This window comes from Polaromonas sp. P1_F8, assembly GCF_056405635.1.
Window position 1 is genome coordinate 460,201 of record NZ_JBFUBS010000002.1, and the last position, 17,744, is coordinate 477,944.

The window sequence follows — 17,744 nt, forward strand, 5'->3', positions numbered from 1 at the left end:
TTGGGCTACAGGCACTTTTTATAGGTAAAAGTTGATACAGGTCAAGAATTTGGGCGGTTTGGGCGCCTTGCGGTGCACCACGCCCACCGCCACACCCCGCCAGCCTTCCTGATGCAATCCTGATGCGGCCGATGGTACGCTGGGCTTCTGATGATGAAAGCTGCCCTAGCCACACCCGCCACCGGCACAAGTTTGCGCCACTGGGCCATCGTGGCCCTGCTGCTGGCGGCCGCCACCGGCGGCGGGCTGCTGCTAGACAGGCAAGTCACGATTGCCAGCCAGGCCATGCTGTATGTGCTGGTCGTGGTGGTGGTGTCTTACACCATGGGCTGGAAGGAATCTGTGGCCTCGGCGCTGGTGGCCGTGACGGCGCTGAACTACTTTTTTGTGCCGCCGCGTTTTACTTTTGAGGTCGAAAGCCGGGATCACCTGATTGCGATTTTCAGCATGCTGCTGGTGGCGCTGGCCATCAGCCACCTGTCTGCGCGGCTGCGGCGCGAAACGGCTGCGGCCCGCCTGAACGAACAGCGTGCGCGCCAGCTGCAAGGCCTGGCCACGCAGCTTTCCACCGCAGCAACGGCACACGACATTGCCACCCTGGGCCAGGCGGCGCTGGATGAAGCCTTTGAAGGCCCCTGCCTGCTGGGCACACGGCAAGCCGGCGGCGAACTCTCGAACGCCGCCGTGCTGGAGCCCTCAGTGCTGGACGGCATGAAGTGCTGCATGCGCGAAGCGGCCACGCTGGGGCCCGGCACCGGGCGCTGGCCGGGGCTGAACGCCTGGTACCTGCCGCTGGGCGACAAGACGCAGATGCACGGCGCGGCCCGGGTAGAGCCCGCACCGGCACACGACACCGGCGGGCGCGAACATGCCGAGGCGCTGTGCGCGCTGCTGGGGCAGGCGCTGTGGCGGCTGCAGCTCAGCCAGTCGATGCAGGCGGCGCAGGGCGAGGCGCAACGCCAGCAGGTGCAAAGCACTTTTCTGGCGGCCATTTCGCATGACCTGCGCACGCCGTTGGCAACCGTGGTGGGCGCGGCATCAGCGCTGCAAACGCAGGGCGACAAGCTGGCCCCGGCCGAGCAGGCGCGGCTGCTGGGCAGCATTGTGAGTGAGGCCTCTTATTTATCGACCGTGACGGAGAACACGCTGCAGCTGGTGCAACTCTCCAACACCGCGCAGCCGCCAGCGCGGCAATGGGAATCACCCGAAGAAATTGTCGGCACCGTGCTGGCGCGCGTGCGCAAGCGCGACGCCGAGCGCCGCATCACCTCGACCGTGCAGGCCGGGCTGCCGCTGATCAAGGCTGACCCGGTGCTGCTGGCGCAGCTGGTAGACAACCTGCTGGACAACGCGCTCAAGTACAGCACCGGCGCGATTGCGTTGTCGGTGGAGGCCCAGGGCAACACGCTGCGGCTGGCGGTAAAGGACAGCGGTCCGCAAATCGCAAAAGACAAGTACGAGGCCATCTTTGCGCCCTATGCGCGCGGTGACCAATCCGGCCCGCGCGGTGCGGGCCTGGGCTTGGCGCTGTGCCGGGCCATTGCAGAGGCGCACCAGGGCCGGCTCACTTTATCGTCGCGCCGTGATGTTGGCGAACCAGGTGAAGGCAATGTCTTTACCCTGACGCTGCCCATCGAAGCACAGCAACCCGCGGGGATGCAGCCATGAGCCTGCGCCTTCTGGTGGTGGAAGACGACCGCGACCTGCGCGAGCTGATGCGCGCGTCGCTCTCGGTGGAAGGCTTTGAGGTGCAGACGGCCGTGTCGCTGAGCGAAGCCGCGGCGCTGGTGCGCAACGACCCGCCCGACGTGATTGTGCTGGACCTGGGCCTGCCCGACGGCGACGGCGCCGAGCTGGTGCAGGAGGTGCGGCGAAAGCATTCTCTGCCCATTCTCGTGGTGTCGGCCCGGCACCAGGAGGCGCAAAAAATCAAGCTGCTGGACGCGGGCGCCGACGACTACCTGACCAAGCCCTTCAGCGTGAGCGAGCTGCTGGCGCGCATACGCGTGGCGCTGCGCCACCGCGGCACGGCCCTGGCCGCGGCCGTAACGGTGCATGAACTTGATGGTTTGCGTGTGGACCTGACGCTGCACACCGCGCAGCTGCACGGCGAAACGCTGCACCTGACGCCCACCGAGTTCAAGCTGCTGGCGCGGCTGGTGCGCAGCGCGGGCCGCGTGGTGACGCACCGGCAGCTGCTGGCCGACGTGTGGGGGCCCGAATACACCGAGCACGTGCATTACCTGCGCCTCTACATGGCGCAGCTGCGCGCCAAGATTGAGCAGGAACCGGCCGAGCCCCGGCATTTACTGACCGAAACCGGCGTGGGTTACCGGCTGGCGGTGGACTGATACCGGCCTGAACGGCGATTTCCTTACGCGCACTTATGCGTTCCTGATGCCCGCCGGCCGACAGTGAGGGCTTCTTCACTGAGGGATGGAATGTATGGGAAATGTCGCAACGACTGCGAATGCTGCTGCAGAGGGCCAGGCCACAGCCGCCAACAACACAACGCGTAAAAAAGGCCACCGCGAAGGCGTGGCGGCGCTGACGCTGGGCGCGCTGGGCGTGGTGTACGGCGACATTGGCACCAGCCCGCTCTACACCATGAAGGAAATCTTCAGCCCCGCCACGGGCGTGCCGCTGGATGCGGTTCACCTCATAGGCGCGGTGTCCGTGATTTTCTGGGGCCTGATGATGATCGTCACGCTCAAGTACATCCTGCTGATCTTGCGGGCCGACAACAACGGCGAAGGCGGCATCATGGCGCTGACCGCGCTGGCGGCCAAGGCGGCCGGGCACAACCCGAAAGCGCGCACCGCCCTGCTGCTGACGGGCGTGCTGGGCGCGGCGCTGTTTTACGGCGACAGCGTCATCACGCCTGCGATCTCGGTGCTCAGCGCGGTCGAAGGCCTGGAGGTAGTGACGCCCGCGCTCAAACCCTATGTGCTGCCGGTGTGCATGGCGGTGCTGGTGGGGCTGTTTGCGGTGCAGCGTTTTGGCACGGGCCTGGTCGGCAAGCTGTTTGGCCCGGTCATCGTGCTGTGGTTTGGTGTGCTGGCCTTTACCGGCGCGATTGAGATTGCGCAGCAGCCCGGCATACTGGCCGCGCTGAACCCGCTGAACGCCATTCGCTTTTTAAGCGCACAGGGCTGGCACATGTTTGTGGCGGTTGGCGCCATCGTGCTGGCCTTTACCGGCGCGGAGGCGCTGTACGCCGACATGGGCCACTTCGGCAAGCGGCCCATCCAGTTTGCCTGGGGCGGCCTGGTGCTGCCGGCGCTGGCCATCAACTACATGGGCCAGGGGGCGCTGCTGATGCGCGACCCGCCCGCGCTGGAAAACCCGTTTTACCGCATGTTTGCCGAGGCCTGGCTGATTCCGGCCGTGGTGCTGGCCACGCTGGCCACCGTGATTGCATCGCAGGCTGTCATCTCGGGTGCTTATTCGATGACGCGGCAGGCCATACAGCTGGGCCTGCTGCCGCGCATGAGCGTGCTGCACACCTCAGCGCGCGAGGCCGGTCAAATCTACATGCCGGGCGTGAACTGGCTGCTGCTGGCGGCCGTGCTGGCCACGGTGCTCGGCTTTGGCAGCTCGTCTGCGATGGCGGCGGCTTATGGCATTGCGGTGACGATCACCATGCTGATCACTACCTTGCTGACCTTCTTTGTCATACGCCAGGGCTGGCGCTACCCCTTGCCGCTGGCGATTGCGGCCACCGCCGTCTTTGTGGCACTGGACCTTTTGCTGGTGGTGTCGTGCATGCTGAAGTTCATGCAGGGCGGCTGGTTTCCGCTGGTGCTGGGTGTGGCAATTTTCACCGTGATGGCAACGTGGCGGCGCGGGCGCGAGTTGCTGGTGGAGAGCATCCGCCACGACGACCCGGAGCTGTTGCCCTTTGTGACGGCGCTGTCGGCCGACAGTGTGAACCGGGTACAGCGCACTGCGGTGTATGCGGTGGCCAACCCCGACACGGTGCCGCAGGCGCTGATGCACAACCTCAAGCACAACCAGGTGCTGCATGAACGCAACCTGATCCTGACGGTGGTGTTTCATGAAGTGCCGTGGATACCGTTTACCGAGCGCGTGCAGGTGCAGCCGCTGGCACCGGGTTTCTGGCGGGTAGAGGTGAACTACGGCTTCAAGAACACGCCCGACATTCCGAAAGCGCTGGAGCTGTGCAAGGCCCAGGGCCTGCCCATCAACCTGTTCGAGACCTCGTACTTTTTAAGCCGCGAAATCGTGGTGCCCACGCGCGGCTCGGGCATGGTGCACTGGCGCGAGGCGCTGTTCGCCCTGATGTCGCGCAACGCAGGCAGCGTGGCGGGGTTCTTCAAGCTGCCCAACAACTGCGTGATTGAGCTGGGGACGCGGGTGCAGATTTGAGCTGAGTGGGGTCGACCGCCGCCCGCGTGGCGGGCCGGTGGCCTGCGGGAACGATGGGCGGCACTATCAATTTAATAGCTGCTCGCGCACACCCCTATTGGGTTACTGGCACTTTTGATGCTTAAAAATGCCTGTTTTTGGCACTTTTTTGCGCTCAAAAGGCCCTCAGGCCAGGTTTCGGACTGCACGGAAACGCTATTAAAACAATAGCTGCTTGCGCCCGTTGTTATTGGGCCAGAGGCCTCTTTGATGCCTGAAAACGGCTCAAAAAGGCCGGTCAGGGTCGGCCAGCCGCTAGCCAGCCGCCTCAGGCCTTGCCGTCGTACTGCTCAAAGAAATCGATGGGGTGCATGTCGATGCGCCAGCCGGCCTGCTCGCCCAGCGTGGCCGCCGGATGCAGCGAGGCAGTTTTCACGGCTTCGTCCGGGTTGGCAGCGTCGATGATGAAAAAGCCGCCCACCAGCTCCTTGGCTTCGGTAAAAGGGCCGTCGATCTTCTGCGTCTTGCTGCCGCGCGGCTGCAGGCGGATGGCGGGCTCGCCCAGCGAGGCGCTGACACGCAGCTGGCCGGTGGCCTTGAGCTGGGCGTCCTTGGGCGGGCACTGGCTGACCAGGGCCTGCATGTCGGCGGGCGGCATGGCGGCGAATTCGGCGGGGTTGTAATAGGCGAGGCAAAGGTATTTCACGGTGTTTCCTTCAAAAAGTGGTTGCTGACACCCCTACGACGAATGGCTTCGACCAGAATCGACCGGAATCGACATCTTTTTGGCAAAAAAACTGCGGCGCTTCAGCTCAGCAGCACTGGCAGGTCGGCCATGGCCGTGAACACATGCACCGCACCGGCGGCGCGCAGGGCTGCGGGCGCGTCGTGACCCAGCTCGGGCGGGCTGTAGCCAAACACCGTGCAACCGGCCGCCACGCCGGCCGTGACGCCGGTAACAGTGTCTTCGACCACGGCGCAGCGCTTCGGGTCTACGCTTAGCGCGGCGGCGGCGGCCAGGTAGACATCCGGGAAAGGCTTGGAGCGTGGCAGCTCGTGCCCGCTGAAGATGTTGCCCTCAAAGAATGGCATCAGGCCGCACTTTTCCAGCTGCAGCTCGACCTTGAAACGGTCGGCGCCGGACGCGCAGGCGATGCGGCCCTGGTAGGCCGTGTGGATCTGGCTGACGGCCTCGACTGCGCCATGCACGGCCAGCAGCGACTCGACCAGGGCTTCGTTGCGGCGGGCGCGAAACTCCAGCATCCACGCTTCGGTCAGCGGCTTGCCGGTGTGGGCTTCGATGGTGGCGGCTTCGTCCTTGACGGCCTTGCCGACAAACATGGCCATGCATTCGGCCGAGCCGAGCTTCCAGCCGAGCTCTTCGAGCATGTCGCGAAGCACGCCGTTGGTCAGCGGCTCGCTATCGACCAGCACGCCATCACAGTCAAATAACACCGCGTCGAATTTCATCTGTCTGCTTTCTTTTCTATTGGGTTGGCCAGCTTCGTCACAGGCTGATGTCCGGCCCTTGGCTCTGTTGGCCCTCTTGGCCATGCACCGCGTTCATCACACCAGTGCTGTGCGGCGCCAGGCCATAGGCGCGCAGGTTTTTGCGTAGCTCGGTCGTGTCGACCTCATTCCAGGCCAGGCCGCAGTCCATGCAGGCATGCGAATGCTGGTTTTGCAAAAGCACCGGCTTGCCGACAAGGGAGCGCAGCAAGCCACGCAAGGGATAGAACCGCTCCGCTTCGAAATTGCCGCGCACCACCTTGCGGCTGCTGCAGCGCAGGCAGTACATGCCGCGCACGGTCTGGTTGAACATGCCCGCTTCCTTTATTGAATGTCGCCGTCGACATAGTACCAATGCCCTTCTTCACGCACGAAGCGGCTGCGCTCATGCAGGCGAACGGCCGGGCTGCCGGGGCTTTTCTGGCGGGCGACAAATTCGACTTCGGCGTGGGTGTCATCAATCTGGCGATGGCTGCGAACTTCGAGGCCCAGCCATTTCACGCCGGGGTCAAACTCGATGGAAGCGGGCCGATGGCTGGCGTGCCAGGTGGTGAGCAGGTAGTCGGCACGTTCAAGCACAAAGGCGGTGTAGCGCGAACGCATGAGGGATTCGGCATCGGGCGCGGGCACAGTGTCGAAGTGACCAAGGTAGCGGCCACAGCAATTTGCGAACGGCAACGGCTTTTTGGCCGGACCGGTGCGGCCGCAGGGGCACGGCTGAGATAGCGACGGGCTCGGCATCACCCGCGCATCAGCCGCAGGCGTTGTTGTTGGCGCGGGTCTTGCGCTCTTCCAGCGTTTCGGTGGGCGCGCCCTGCTTGACCCATTCGGCATAACCGCCGTCGATGTGCGCGACGTTGCGCATGCCCATGTCCTGCAGGGTCTTGGTGGCCAGGGCGCTGCGCCAGCCTGCCCCGCAAAAGAGAATGAACTCTTTGCCTTCGTCGGCAAACAGGGGCTTGTGATACGGGGACTCCGGGTCTACCCAGAATTCGAGCATGCCGCGCGGCGCGTGGAAGCTGTCCACCACGGTGCCGGCTGTCAGCTCGCGCACATCGCGGATATCGACGATCTGTACCTTGGGGTCGCTGAGTTTTGATCTGGCCTCTGCCACAGAATAAGTCTTGACCTGCGCCATGGCCTCGTCGACCAGTGCGCGGAATCCTTTGGTAATCGGCATGCTCTGTCTCCTGCTGTGGATAGCCACTGAATCAACAAGTTTACGGCGTGCACTCCATGCGCAGTGCGACAAATCCCGCAAACCCAGCAGGGGCCGCGGAACCGGCTTTGCCGGGCCGCAGGCGCCGCCCCCTGCAAGGGGGGAGGAAGCTACACGCAGTGAGCTTCAACGGGGGTGTGCTCAAAGTCCTCGTTGAATGATAATTTTCTGGACGTCCGATGTGCCTTCATAGATCTGGCACACCCGCACATCGCGGTAGATGCGCTCCACCGGGAAATCGCTCACATAGCCGTAGCCGCCCAGCGTCTGGATGGCGGCGCTGCAAACCTCTTCGGCCATTTCGCTGGCAAAGAGCTTGGCCATGGCGGCTTCTTTCAGGCAGGGCAGGCCGGCGTCGCGCAGGCTGGCGGCGTGCCAGATCAGCTGGCGGGCCGCTTCGATCTTCGTGGCGCAGTCGGCCAGGCGAAAGCCTACTGCCTGGTGGTTGAAGATGGCGGTGCCGAAGCTCTGGCGTTCTTTGGCATAGCTGAGCGCGAACTCAAACGCGCTGCGTGCCATGCCCACGCTTTGCGCGGCGATGCCGATGCGCCCACCTTCGAGTGCGCCCAGCGCGATCTTGTAGCCTTCGCCTTCGCTGCCGATCAGGTTCTCGGCCGGGATGCGGCAGTTGTCAAAATTGATTTGCGCGGTGTCGCTGGAGTGCTGGCCCAGCTTGTCTTCGAGCCGCGCCACCACATAACCCGGTGCGCTGGTGGGCACGATGAAGGCGCTCATGCCTTTTTTGCCGGCGCCCTTGTCGGTGACCGCAATCACGATGGCCGCATGGCCGTTCTTGCCGCTGGTAATGAACTGCTTGACGCCGTTGATCACGTATTCGTCGCCGTCTTTAACCGCTGTGGTTCGCAATGAAGAGGCATCGCTGCCCACGTGCGGCTCGGTCAGGCAAAAGACGCCGAGCATTTCGCCCTGCGCGAGTTTTGTCAGCCACTGCTTTTTCTGCTGTGCATTGCCGTAGCGCATGAGGATGGCATTGACCGGGCAGTTGGTGACGCTGATGGCGGTGCTGGTGCCGCCGTCGCCGGCGGCGATTTCTTCGAGCACCAGCGCAAGCGTGAGGTAGTCAAGGTTGGCACCGCCGAACTCTTCCGGCACGCAGATGCCGTAAGCGCCGAGTGCGGCCAGACCCTTGTGCGCCTCAACCGGGAAGTGGTGTTCCTTGTCCCAGCGTTCGGCGTGGGGCCAGAGCTCGGCCTGCGCAAAGTCGCGGACCGCGTCGCGGATCATGGTTTGGTCTTGGGTCAGGATCATCGAAATCTTTCAGTGGAGTGCAGGGCTCACCATGTGCTGAAGCGGCGGCCGTCGTAGTCAAGAAAGGCGCCCTTGTGCTCGGAGGTCAGCCCAGCCAGGGTCTTGCGCATGGCCGTGACACTTTGAACCGTGGTGAGCGGTGCACCCTGGCCGCCCATGTCAGTCTGCACCCAGCCGGGCGACAAGGCCACCATGATGGCGCGCGGGTAGTCATGCTGGGCAGACGCCACGGCCATGTTCAGCGCAGCCTTGCTGACGCGGTAGGCCCAGCTGCTGCTGGACGGTACCTCGCCAATGCAACCCATGCCGCTGGTGATGAAGGCAAAGCAGCCGCCCTTGCCTGCGCGTGCGGCCTCGACCATGGGCGTTACCTGCGGAATGGCCTGCATGGCGCCCAGCACATTGGTGTGCATGGTGTGGTCAAACGCCTCGCGCGTCGGCGGCGAGAGTGCATCGCCCTGCGGAAAGACGCCGGCCACATAGAGGGCGATGTCGATCTCTTCGCCGTCCAGCAGCCAGGCCAGGCCGCTGATGCTGGCAGGCCGGGCCACGTCAAGCCGCAAGGCCTTGGCGCCCAGGGCCTTGAGGCGCTGCAGGCCTTCGTCGTTGCGCGCCGTGGCAATGACGTTGGCACCATCCGCCACGTACTGCCTGACGAACTCAAGGCCTATGCCGCGCGATGCGCCGATGACGAGGACTTTCATGGATCAGGGCCTGTTAACACTGTGTTTGCAGGACCTAGCCCGCAAAATTGAAATACTTTGACCAGGACGGGTCGAACGCATTGCTCAGCTCAACGTCGGCGAACGATGCGCCGCGCAAGCTGGTGTCAATCACATCGAGTGCAGCAGGCAGGTCGCCCACGTAATAGTTGGCCAGGCGCCGGCCGTTCCTGACCACGGTGTGGGACAGAATACCGGCATGCTGAAGCTCCAGGCGGGTGGCAATCTGCTCCTGGACTTCGCGGGCACGCTCCAGTGCCGCATGGTCATCCACGGGCAGGCGCAGCTCGATCGCGTGGCCCAGGTCAGGCCGCGCTGCAATCGCATTGGCGCTCTGGTTGACCGCCACGATCGCCTTGTCGCCCTCCTGGTCGTCTTCTTCGTCGTCGCCCTCTTCGTCGCCGTCCTGGTTGTTGCCAAAGACAACCGTCATGACAGACCACCGATGTTCGCCGCTCGGGAACAGGCCTGTGTGCCCCAGTTCGTTCGTCCAGAACGCGTCGAGCACAGCGCCGAACTTGTCGAGCGTCGTGGAGCCGGCCACTTCGTCCGAGAACGCGTCGACGAAGTCCACAAAACCGACCTTGACCGCGAAGTCATACTCGCCCAGCACATGGTCGAGCATGATGAAGGTCATGTTGCGTGCATGGTCCTGCATGTCGCTGGGCAGTTCACGCGCAAACATGACTTCGATGCCCACCTGCCCTTCATCGGCGACGTGGCCGATCAGCACCTCGGAGGTTGCCAGTTCAAAGTTGTCCATCCGCATGGGGAAGTCGGGGCTCTCCGTGCGGGCGCGAAAGGCGGTGAGGCTGTAGTGCTTCAGCGGCGGCGCGCGCTTGACGAAGTCCAGCAATAGCGGAAAGGTTTCGGTATTGCCGTGCGCGGTGGCGATCAGTTCGACCTGCTGGTCGCCGTCGTCAGCCGACATTTCCAGCGCCAGCCCTTCCAGATACTCCTCGAGAACTTCGTTGATGTTCTCGACCTGGTCGCGTACCGGCTGGCGGACAAGCTCCGCCTCGCCCTCCTGGAATTTCAGCCAGAAGGCATCAATGCGCTGGGCGAGCTCAGCGGGTGAAAGCGTTTGTGGTGCTTCTTGCGTCATACCAGCTCGATCGCCATGGCTGTGCCTTCACCGCCGCCGATGCACAAGGTGGCAACGCCTTTCTTCAGGCCGCGGGCCTTGAGCGCGTGGATCAGCGTAACCAGGATACGGGCACCGGACGCGCCGATGGGATGGCCCAGCGCACAGGCACCACCGTTGACGTTGACGATGTCGTGGCTGATGCCGAGCTCTTTCATGGCCGCCATGGGCACCACGGCGAAGGCTTCATTGACTTCCCACAGGTCCACGTCTTTGGCGCTCCAGCCGATTTTCTTGAGCAGCTTGTTGACGGCGCCGACAGGGGCGGTGGTGAACCATTCAGGGTCTTGCGCAAACGTGGCGTGGCCGAGGATGCGCGCGATGGGCGTGGCGCCCAGTTCTTTGGCGGTCGATTCGCGCGCCAGCACCAGGGCGGCGGCGCCGTCGTTGATGGACGAGCTGGAGGCGGCGGTGATGGTGCCGTCTTTCTTGAAGGCCGGTTTGAGCGTGGGTATCTTGTCGAGCTTGACCTTGCCCGGGCCTTCGTCGATGGAGATCACCGTTTCACCGCTGCGGCCCTTGACGGTGATGGACGTGATTTCGGCCTTGAAGGCACCGGATTCGGTGGCGGCCTTGGCGCGGTTGACGCTGGCGGTGGCAAAGGCGTCCTGCGCTTCGCGGGTGAACTTGTACTTGTCGGCGCACTGCTCGCCGAAGGTGCCCATGGCGCGGCCGGGTTCATAAGCGTCTTCCAGGCCGTCGAGCATCATGTGGTCATAAATGCGGTCGTGCCCGATGCGGATGCCGCTGCGGCCCTTGAGCAGCAGGTGGGGTGCGTTGGTCATGCTTTCCATGCCGCCGGAAACCATCACGTCGCGGCTGCCGGCGATGAGCTGGTCGTGCGCGAGCATGGTGGCTTCCATGCCGGAGCCGCACATTTTGGACAGCGTGACGGCGCCCACACTGGCGGGCAGGCCGCCCTTGAAACCGGCCTGGCGTGCCGGCGCCTGACCCTGGCCGGCCATCAGACAGTTGCCGAACAGCACTTCGTCGACCTTTTCAGGCGCGATGCCGGAACGCTCGATGGCGGCCTTGATGGCGTAGCCGCCCAGGTCATGGGCCGACAGGCTGGCGAAGTCGCCCTGGAAGCCGCCCATGGGGGTGCGGGCTGCGCCGAGGATGACGATGGAATCAGACATGAGGTTCTCCTTGAAAAAAAAGGGGGGATAAAAAAAGTTAAAGGAATGCGGCAGGCTTTACGGCTGCGCCGCAACGCGTGTGAAAGTGCCCAGGCCTTGCTGGTTGTAGTGCTCGAGGGTGATCTGGTTGCCGCTGAACGTGGCTTTGGAAAGCGAGCCCGGCGGCGCGCTGTCGTTGAGCGGCACAAAGGTATAGGTGTCGCCGTCCCAATGCTGCAGGGGAAAGACCAGCTGGGGCGCAGCACCTATGCGCAGCTCAAGCGCACCCTGCGCCGTGCGCACGACCTGCAGCGGGCCGAGGTAGTCGTTGCGCCAGGTGCCCGTGTTGGCCTGCAACGGTGGTGCGGGCTGCGCCGGGCGGGGCTTGCCCGCGAGTTCGCCCTGCGGCGTGAAGACCTCGGCCATCTGTGCGGCGGCAATGGCGTACCAATCCTTCTTCACGGCGCGGAACTCTACCAGGTCGTAGAACTGCGCCACCAGCCCCTCGGCCACACCGGTGGGCCAGGCATTGGTGAGCACCACGATGCCCAGATTGGCCGACGGCATGACGGCGAAGTTGGTGGACGCGCCCCAGGAAAATGCGCCGTTGTGGCTCAGCACGGGGCGGCCGGCTTCGGTGGTGCTTATTGCGAAGCCATAGCCGTAAAACACGGGACGCTTGCCCGGCGCGGAGGCTTCCTGGGTGAGGTTCTTGGGTGTGAGGGCCGGCATCAACGCAGCAGCCGGCACCAGTTGCCCGCCAGGGCCGATGCCCCCTGACAGCACAAAAGACATCCAGCGCGCGACATCCCTGGCCGAAGAACTGACGCCGCCGGAGGGTTGCTGGCGGTCGGTGTTGAAACCCGTGGACCAGTTCTGGCGGCCGGGGATGTAGCCACGCTCGGGACCGATGACAAACACGCCGTTTTCCTTGACATGGCCTGGCGCGCGGTTCGACCTGGCCAGGAAATCCGCAAACCGCGAGCTGGTTGATGCCATGCCCAGCGGCTTGTAGAGCACCTGTTCCGAAAGGCTGGCCCAGTCCGTGCCGGCCGCCGCGGCGACCGCCATCGCGGCGCCGGTCATGCCGTAGTTGGTATAGGCGTAAGAAGCGCGAAACGGTGTCAGCGGCAACTGGCTGAAGCTGCGCAGGATGTCCTGCTGCGGGTAACCGAGCTCTTCGAGCATGTCGCCGGCATGGCCGGGCAAGCCGGAGCGGTGCGCGTACAGGTCGCCGATGGTGATGTTTTCGCTGACGTAGGCATTGCCCAGGGCAAAGCCGGGCAGGTGCTTGCGCATGGGTGTTTCCCACTTCACCTTCTCGGCGCCGACCTGCTGCGCGACAACCGTGGCGCCAATCGGCTTGGACATGGAAGCGAGCTGGAAAACGGTGTCGGCATCGACAGGCTGCGGGGAGCCGGCCGCACGCACACCAAAACCCTTGGCGTAAACGATGCGATCGCCCTCCACCACGGCCACGGCCATACCCGGAATCCCCGAGCGCCGCATCAACTGCTCAGCCATGCCGTCAATTTGGCCAATGGCGTAGGAAATCTGCTCAGACGCGGGCGGGCTCTGGGCGTAGGTGGGTGCAACCAGGGAGCCGGCAACGACAGCCATGAGCCATGCCAGAGGCAACAAGCGCGGGGAAAAGAGGCCGGACATCATCAACGTCTCCTTCAGGTCACAGGGTCTGAAAGGCATCCATCGCCATTCGCTTGTCCGTGCACCGTCGCCTCAAGGCGTCAGGCCGCTGAGGCCAGTGAGCACGGGCTCGGGCGGCAGTTGCATGAGGACTTCATCGTGGGGAGCACCGGGGCTGTGCAGCGCGACAAAACGTTTCTCGCGCTCATAAGGAAATACGTCGTGCACGTGGCCGGCCTGGATGCGTGCCTGGTGGCTTTGCCAGAAATGGGCGTCGAGCAGGTCGCCATGGTGCTTCATGAAGACTTCGCGCACCGCGTCATTGCCGAGCAGGAAGGGGCCGAAAGTTTCGGGGAACACATCCTTGGGGCCGACGGTATACCAGACCTCGCCGCTCATCTCTTCTTCCTCGTTGCGCGCGGCGGGCACCTTGCGGAAGTTGCAGTCGGTGATGTATTCGATCTCGTCGTAGTCGTAGAACACGACCTTGCCGTGGCGCGTGATGCCGAAGTTCTTCCAGAGCATGTCGCCGGGGAAGATGTTGGCCGCCACAAGGTCCTTGATGGCGTTGCCGTATTCGACCACGGCGCGCTCGATCTGGTCCTTGGCGGCGGGCTCTTTCACGCCGGCGTCAAAGGCTTCCTGCAGGTAAATGTTGAGCGGGATCATGCGCCGCTCGATGTAGACGTGCTTGATGATGACTTCTGTGGCACCGTCGCCGTCGCGGTCGCTGATTTCAAGCTGGCTGGGCGCGAATTTCTCGATCTCGGTGATCAGCTCGTCGCTGAAACGTTCGCGCGGGAAGGCCACTTCGCTGTATTCCTGCGTGTCGGCCATGCGGCCCACACGGTCGTGCTGCTTGACCAGTAGATACTTGCCCTTGATCTGCTCGCGCGTGGTGTCTTTTTGCGGCGGGTAGTAGTCCTTGATGACCTTGAACACGTAGGGGAACGAGGGCAAGTCGAACACCAGCATGACCATGCCCTTGATGCCGGGCGCGATGCGAAACTTGTCGGTGGAATGCCGCAGGTGGTACAGAAAGTCGCGGTAAAAAAGCGTCTTGCCCTGCTTGGCCAGGCCCAGCGCGTTGTAGATTTCAGCGCGCGGCATGTGCGGCATCATGCTGCGCAAAAACTGCACGTAGGCCGATGGGATGCCCATGTCGACCATAAAGTAGGCGCGAGCAAAGCTGAACAGGATGAGCAAATCATCTTCACCAAACAGCGCGGCGTCGATGACCAATTTACCGGCCTTGTTGTGCAGCACCGGCAGTGCAAACGGCACTTCGTTGAAGCCGTTGATGATCTTGCCGACGACGTACGCGCCCTTGTTGCGGAAAAACAGGCTGGTGAGTACCTGGATCTGGAAGTTGGCGCGCAGCTTGACGTCGGTGAGCCGCCCGCTGATGGCTTCAAGCACATAACCCGCGTCGCGCTCGAGGTTGTCAAACGGCAGGCGCAGGTCGAAGTCGCGCACCAGCTGCAGCAGCACCTCGCGCATGTTGTCGCGGGTGGGGTAGTAGGCGCGGTAGGTCGGCTGCGAAGCCAGCTCGTCGTTCTCGATGTATTCGGTGCTGACGGCGGGCCGCACGAAGATGAAGTCGTTCTGGAAGTAGCTGCGGTGCAGGATCTTGGTGGTGACCGAATTGAAAAACGTTTCGGCCAGCTCGGGCTGGTGGTGGTTGACCAGCAGGCCGATGTAATGGAGCTTGACCTGCTGCCAGACGTCCATGGGCTGGTCGCCGGCCTTGAACTCGCGCTCCAGGCGCATGGACGCTTCGCGCACGCGCAGGTCGTAAAACTCGATGCGTTCGCGCTGCGCGCGCTGCTGGCCGTGCCAGTCTGCCGTTTCAAAGCGGTGCTTGGCGCGCGCGGACTCGGTTCGGAACAGTTGGTAGTGGCGGTTAAAGCCGTCCATCATCGCCTTGGCGATGTCGTAGGCAATGCTCGAGTCCAGGCGCTGGGGGAACATGGCTTGCTTTGCGCCGTTCAGACCAGCTGCTGCTGTTCACCGCCGCCGACGCGGGCGTTCCAGGTGTCCCACACACGGTCGATGGCCTTGCCGTAGAACTTGTTGAGCTCCTCGGGCGCCGACACGCTCATCTGCAGGTCCTGCAGCAGGCCGTCATGTACGCCGAAGGCCCAGCCGTGCACGGTGACCTCCTGGCCGCGCGCCCAGGCATCAACCATGACCGTACTGACGGAAACATTGACCACCTGCTCGATGACGTTGATATCGCACAGGGCTTTGGCACGCACTTCCTCGGGCAGGCTGTCGAGGAGCTGGCGGTGGCGGTGGCGCACGTCCTGGATGTGACGAAGCCAGTTGTCGGCCAGGCCGATGCGCGCGCCTTCCAGCGCGGCCTGCACGCCTGAGCAGCCGTAGTGGCCGACCACCATGATGTCTTTCACCTTGAGGCGCTCGACGGCGAACTGGATGGCCGAAAGCGCGTTGAGGTCGGAGTGCACGACGATGTTGGCCACGTTGCGGTGAACGAACACCTCGCCGGGCTCCAGGCCGGTGATCTGGTTGGCGGGCACGCGGCTGTCAGAGCAGCCTATCCACATATACCTGGGCGTCTGCTGCTTGACAAGGCTGGTGAAGAAGCCTGGGCGCTCGGCTTCCATCTGCGCGGCCCAGGCGCGGTTATGGGCGAAGAGGTCTTGGAGCGAAGTGGTCATGGGTGTATTTTCGCCTGCCCGCGGGGATGCCGTCCGGCAAGCGGCTGAAAGTCATGTTTCATCGATCGCCCTCGCCTTCAACAGCGCTTTTTCTCCCAGGCATTTATCGGTCAGAGTGGCGAGCTCTTTGTCGCTGAACGGGGCCGAGGGTGTGGGGTTCGGCCCGGCTTTCACGATGGACGCATCGACCAGCAAAGGGCCTTCTCCGGAAAAATCACAGACAAAACGGTATTTGCCGTCAGTGAGCGACGCGGTCAGCATCTTCCGGGTCTGGTGCAGCTTGCCACTCTGGTAGCACCACCTGTCCACTTCACCGTCACCCTGGACCAGTCCGGTCAGGCAGCGGTCTCCTTCGCGCTCATAGAATACGCCCTTGCCTCCCGCAAGGAGTGGGCGCAGGTTCTTGAAGTCAGGCGTTGCGCCGTGCGAATACATCAACTGCTGGGAGGGATAAGGATTTCCGGCGCCATGGGCGTATTCAAACAGCGTGAGGTTTCCCATGCTGGCCCACTTGAACTGCTCACATCCTGTATGAAGCGTCTGGCCCTTGGCGGTGAAAGCCATGGGCTCGTCAAGGTCGATGCTGACCGTTGTGCCGTCCCGCAGGGTGAGGCCGACAGCGTACGCCGCAAACCGGCCCTTCAGGGCGAGCACGGCTTCCTCGGAGACCTCCCCCACCCTTGAGGCATCAAGAAAGACGTTCACGGCCTTTCCCCGCAGCGATTCGGGGACGCCGCATTCGAACGTCGCGTCGGCTTGCGGCACTGCCGCGTAGGGCGGGGGCTCATCTTTTTCGCACGCACCGAGAAGCGCGGCAAGCACGAGCACAAGGAGCCACTTCGCCGTCTGATGTATCACTGGCATGGGTAGCGGCCTTACATGGTCTCGGCGAACAATTCGCGCCCAATCAGCATGCGGCGGATTTCGCTGGTGCCGGCACCGATTTCATAAAGCTTGGCGTCGCGCCAGAGGCGGCCCAGCGGGTATTCATTGATGTAGCCGTTGCCGCCGTAGATCTGCACGCCCTCGCCGGCCATCCAGGTGGCTTTTTCGGCGCACCAGAGGATGACGGAGGCACAGTCCTTGCGGACCTGGCGCACATGGTCGGTGCCGAGCATGTCGAGGTTTTTAGCCACGGTATAGGCAAACGAGCGGCCGGCCTGCAGCACGGTGTACATGTCGGCGACCTTGCCCTGGATCAGCTGGAACTCACCGATGCTCTGGCCGAATTGCTTGCGGTCATGGATGTAGGGCACGACGTTGTCCATGACGGACTGCATGATGCCCAGCGGGCCGCCGGTGAGCACGGCGCGTTCGTAGTCGAGCCCGCTCATCAACACTTTCGCGCCGCTGTTGAGGCCGCCGAGAATCTGGCTGACTGGCACTTCGACGTTGTTGAAGACGAGCTCGCCGGTATGGCTGCCGCGCATGCCGAGCTTGTCGAGCTTTTGCGCAACGGAGAAGCCCTTCATGCCTTTTTCAATCAGGAAGGCGGTGACGCCGCGTGCGCCGAGCTCGGGCTCGGTCTTGGCATAGACCACCAGGGTGTCGGCGTCGGGGCCGTTGGTGATCCACATCTTGCTGCCGTTGAGCAGGTAGTAGCCGCCCTTGTCTTCAGCTTTCAGCTTCATGCTGATGACGTCGCTGCCGGCGCCGGGTTCGCTCATGGCCAGCGCACCCACGTGCTCGCCGGTGATGAGCTTGGGCAGGTATTTTTTGCGCTGCTCGTCGGTGCCGTTGCGCTTGATCTGGTTGACGCAGAGGTTGCTGTGCGCGCCGTAGGACAGCCCCACCGAGGCGCTGGCACGGCTGATTTCTTCCATGGCGATCATGTGGGCCAGGTAGCCCATGTTGGCGCCGCCGTATTCCTCACCCACGGTGATGCCGAGCACGCCGAGCGAGCCCATTTTTTGCCACAGGTCCATCGGGAACTGGTCGTTGCGGTCGATCTCGGCGGCGCGCGGGGCGATTTCGGCCTGCGCGAATTCGCGCACGGCATCGCGCAGCGCGTCGATGTCTTCACCGAGCATGAAGTTGAGTCCGGGCATGTTGGTCATGGTGGGCTTTCTG

The 17,744-nt window shown here is 63.5% G+C and carries 17 protein-coding genes; 3 read left to right on the forward strand and 14 right to left on the reverse strand.

What is annotated here, in order from left to right; all coding sequences use genetic code 11:
* Positions 1–153: 153 nt before the first annotated feature.
* From AC1D1J_RS11080 to AC1D1J_RS11090, 3 genes are all read left to right on the forward strand, one after another.
* Positions 154–1,668 carry a sensor histidine kinase gene (locus AC1D1J_RS11080; RefSeq protein ID WP_477694707.1) on the forward strand — a complete coding sequence of 505 codons (1,515 nt, stop codon included), beginning with the start codon at positions 154–156 and terminating at the stop codon, positions 1,666–1,668.
* Complete coding sequence (locus tag AC1D1J_RS11085) at positions 1,665–2,351, forward strand: response regulator (RefSeq protein ID WP_457282848.1); 687 nt, start codon at positions 1,665–1,667, stop codon at positions 2,349–2,351. The genes AC1D1J_RS11080 and AC1D1J_RS11085 overlap by 4 nt, the downstream gene beginning before the upstream one ends.
* Before the next feature lie 94 nt (positions 2,352–2,445).
* Complete coding sequence (locus AC1D1J_RS11090) at positions 2,446–4,389, forward strand: potassium transporter Kup (protein ID WP_477694708.1); 1,944 nt, start codon at positions 2,446–2,448, stop codon at positions 4,387–4,389.
* A gap of 307 nt (positions 4,390–4,696) precedes the next feature.
* On the opposite strand, the gene AC1D1J_RS11095 is transcribed toward AC1D1J_RS11090, so the two are convergent.
* The 14 genes from AC1D1J_RS11095 to AC1D1J_RS11160 all read right to left on the reverse strand — a co-directional run bounded on the left by AC1D1J_RS11095 (position 4,697) and on the right by AC1D1J_RS11160 (position 17,731).
* Positions 4,697–5,074, reverse strand: a complete 378-nt coding sequence (locus AC1D1J_RS11095) for a YciI family protein (protein ID WP_457282846.1) — start codon at positions 5,072–5,074, stop codon at positions 4,697–4,699.
* Positions 5,075–5,175: 101 nt separating this feature from the next.
* The gene (locus tag AC1D1J_RS11100) at positions 5,176–5,838 is read right to left on the reverse strand and encodes an HAD family hydrolase (protein ID WP_477694709.1); all 663 of its coding nucleotides are present in this window, start codon (positions 5,836–5,838) and stop codon (positions 5,176–5,178) included.
* A gap of 37 nt (positions 5,839–5,875) precedes the next feature.
* Complete coding sequence (locus AC1D1J_RS11105) at positions 5,876–6,190, reverse strand: hypothetical protein (protein WP_477688685.1); 315 nt, start codon at positions 6,188–6,190, stop codon at positions 5,876–5,878.
* An 11-nt stretch (positions 6,191–6,201) separates the two neighbouring features.
* Positions 6,202–6,618 (reverse strand): YchJ family protein, encoded by a 417-nt coding sequence (locus AC1D1J_RS11110; protein WP_477694710.1) that lies wholly within the window; start codon positions 6,616–6,618, stop codon positions 6,202–6,204.
* Between the two features lie 10 nt (positions 6,619–6,628).
* A complete protein-coding gene (locus AC1D1J_RS11115; protein ID WP_477694711.1) occupies positions 6,629–7,057 on the reverse strand; it encodes a rhodanese-like domain-containing protein in 429 nt (142 codons plus the stop codon).
* A gap of 180 nt (positions 7,058–7,237) precedes the next feature.
* A complete protein-coding gene (locus AC1D1J_RS11120) occupies positions 7,238–8,365 on the reverse strand; it encodes an acyl-CoA dehydrogenase family protein (protein ID WP_477694712.1) in 1,128 nt (375 codons plus the stop codon).
* 26 nt (positions 8,366–8,391) lie between these two features.
* On the reverse strand, positions 8,392–9,069 hold the full coding sequence (locus tag AC1D1J_RS11125) for an SDR family oxidoreductase (RefSeq protein ID WP_477694713.1): 678 nt from the start codon (positions 9,067–9,069) through the stop codon (positions 8,392–8,394).
* Positions 9,070–9,103: 34 nt separating this feature from the next.
* Positions 9,104–10,192 carry a DUF695 domain-containing protein gene (locus AC1D1J_RS11130; protein WP_477694714.1) on the reverse strand — a complete coding sequence of 363 codons (1,089 nt, stop codon included), beginning with the start codon at positions 10,190–10,192 and terminating at the stop codon, positions 9,104–9,106.
* On the reverse strand, positions 10,189–11,370 hold the full coding sequence (locus AC1D1J_RS11135; protein WP_477694715.1) for an acetyl-CoA C-acyltransferase: 1,182 nt from the start codon (positions 11,368–11,370) through the stop codon (positions 10,189–10,191). The genes AC1D1J_RS11130 and AC1D1J_RS11135 overlap by 4 nt, the downstream gene beginning before the upstream one ends.
* 57 nt (positions 11,371–11,427) lie before the next feature.
* Positions 11,428–13,017, reverse strand: a complete 1,590-nt coding sequence (locus AC1D1J_RS11140) for a serine hydrolase (protein WP_477689824.1) — start codon at positions 13,015–13,017, stop codon at positions 11,428–11,430.
* 69 nt (positions 13,018–13,086) lie between these two features.
* The gene (gene aceK / locus AC1D1J_RS11145) at positions 13,087–14,964 is read right to left on the reverse strand and encodes a bifunctional isocitrate dehydrogenase kinase/phosphatase (RefSeq protein WP_477694716.1); all 1,878 of its coding nucleotides are present in this window, start codon (positions 14,962–14,964) and stop codon (positions 13,087–13,089) included.
* Positions 14,965–14,981: 17 nt separating this feature from the next.
* On the reverse strand, positions 14,982–15,674 hold the full coding sequence (can, locus tag AC1D1J_RS11150; protein WP_457282831.1) for a carbonate dehydratase: 693 nt from the start codon (positions 15,672–15,674) through the stop codon (positions 14,982–14,984).
* A gap of 51 nt (positions 15,675–15,725) precedes the next feature.
* Positions 15,726–16,538 (reverse strand): hypothetical protein, encoded by an 813-nt coding sequence (locus AC1D1J_RS11155; protein ID WP_477694717.1) that lies wholly within the window; start codon positions 16,536–16,538, stop codon positions 15,726–15,728.
* Between the two features lie 11 nt (positions 16,539–16,549).
* Positions 16,550–17,731, reverse strand: a complete 1,182-nt coding sequence (locus tag AC1D1J_RS11160; RefSeq protein WP_477694718.1) for an isovaleryl-CoA dehydrogenase — start codon at positions 17,729–17,731, stop codon at positions 16,550–16,552.
* Between the last annotated feature and the right edge of the window lie 13 nt (positions 17,732–17,744).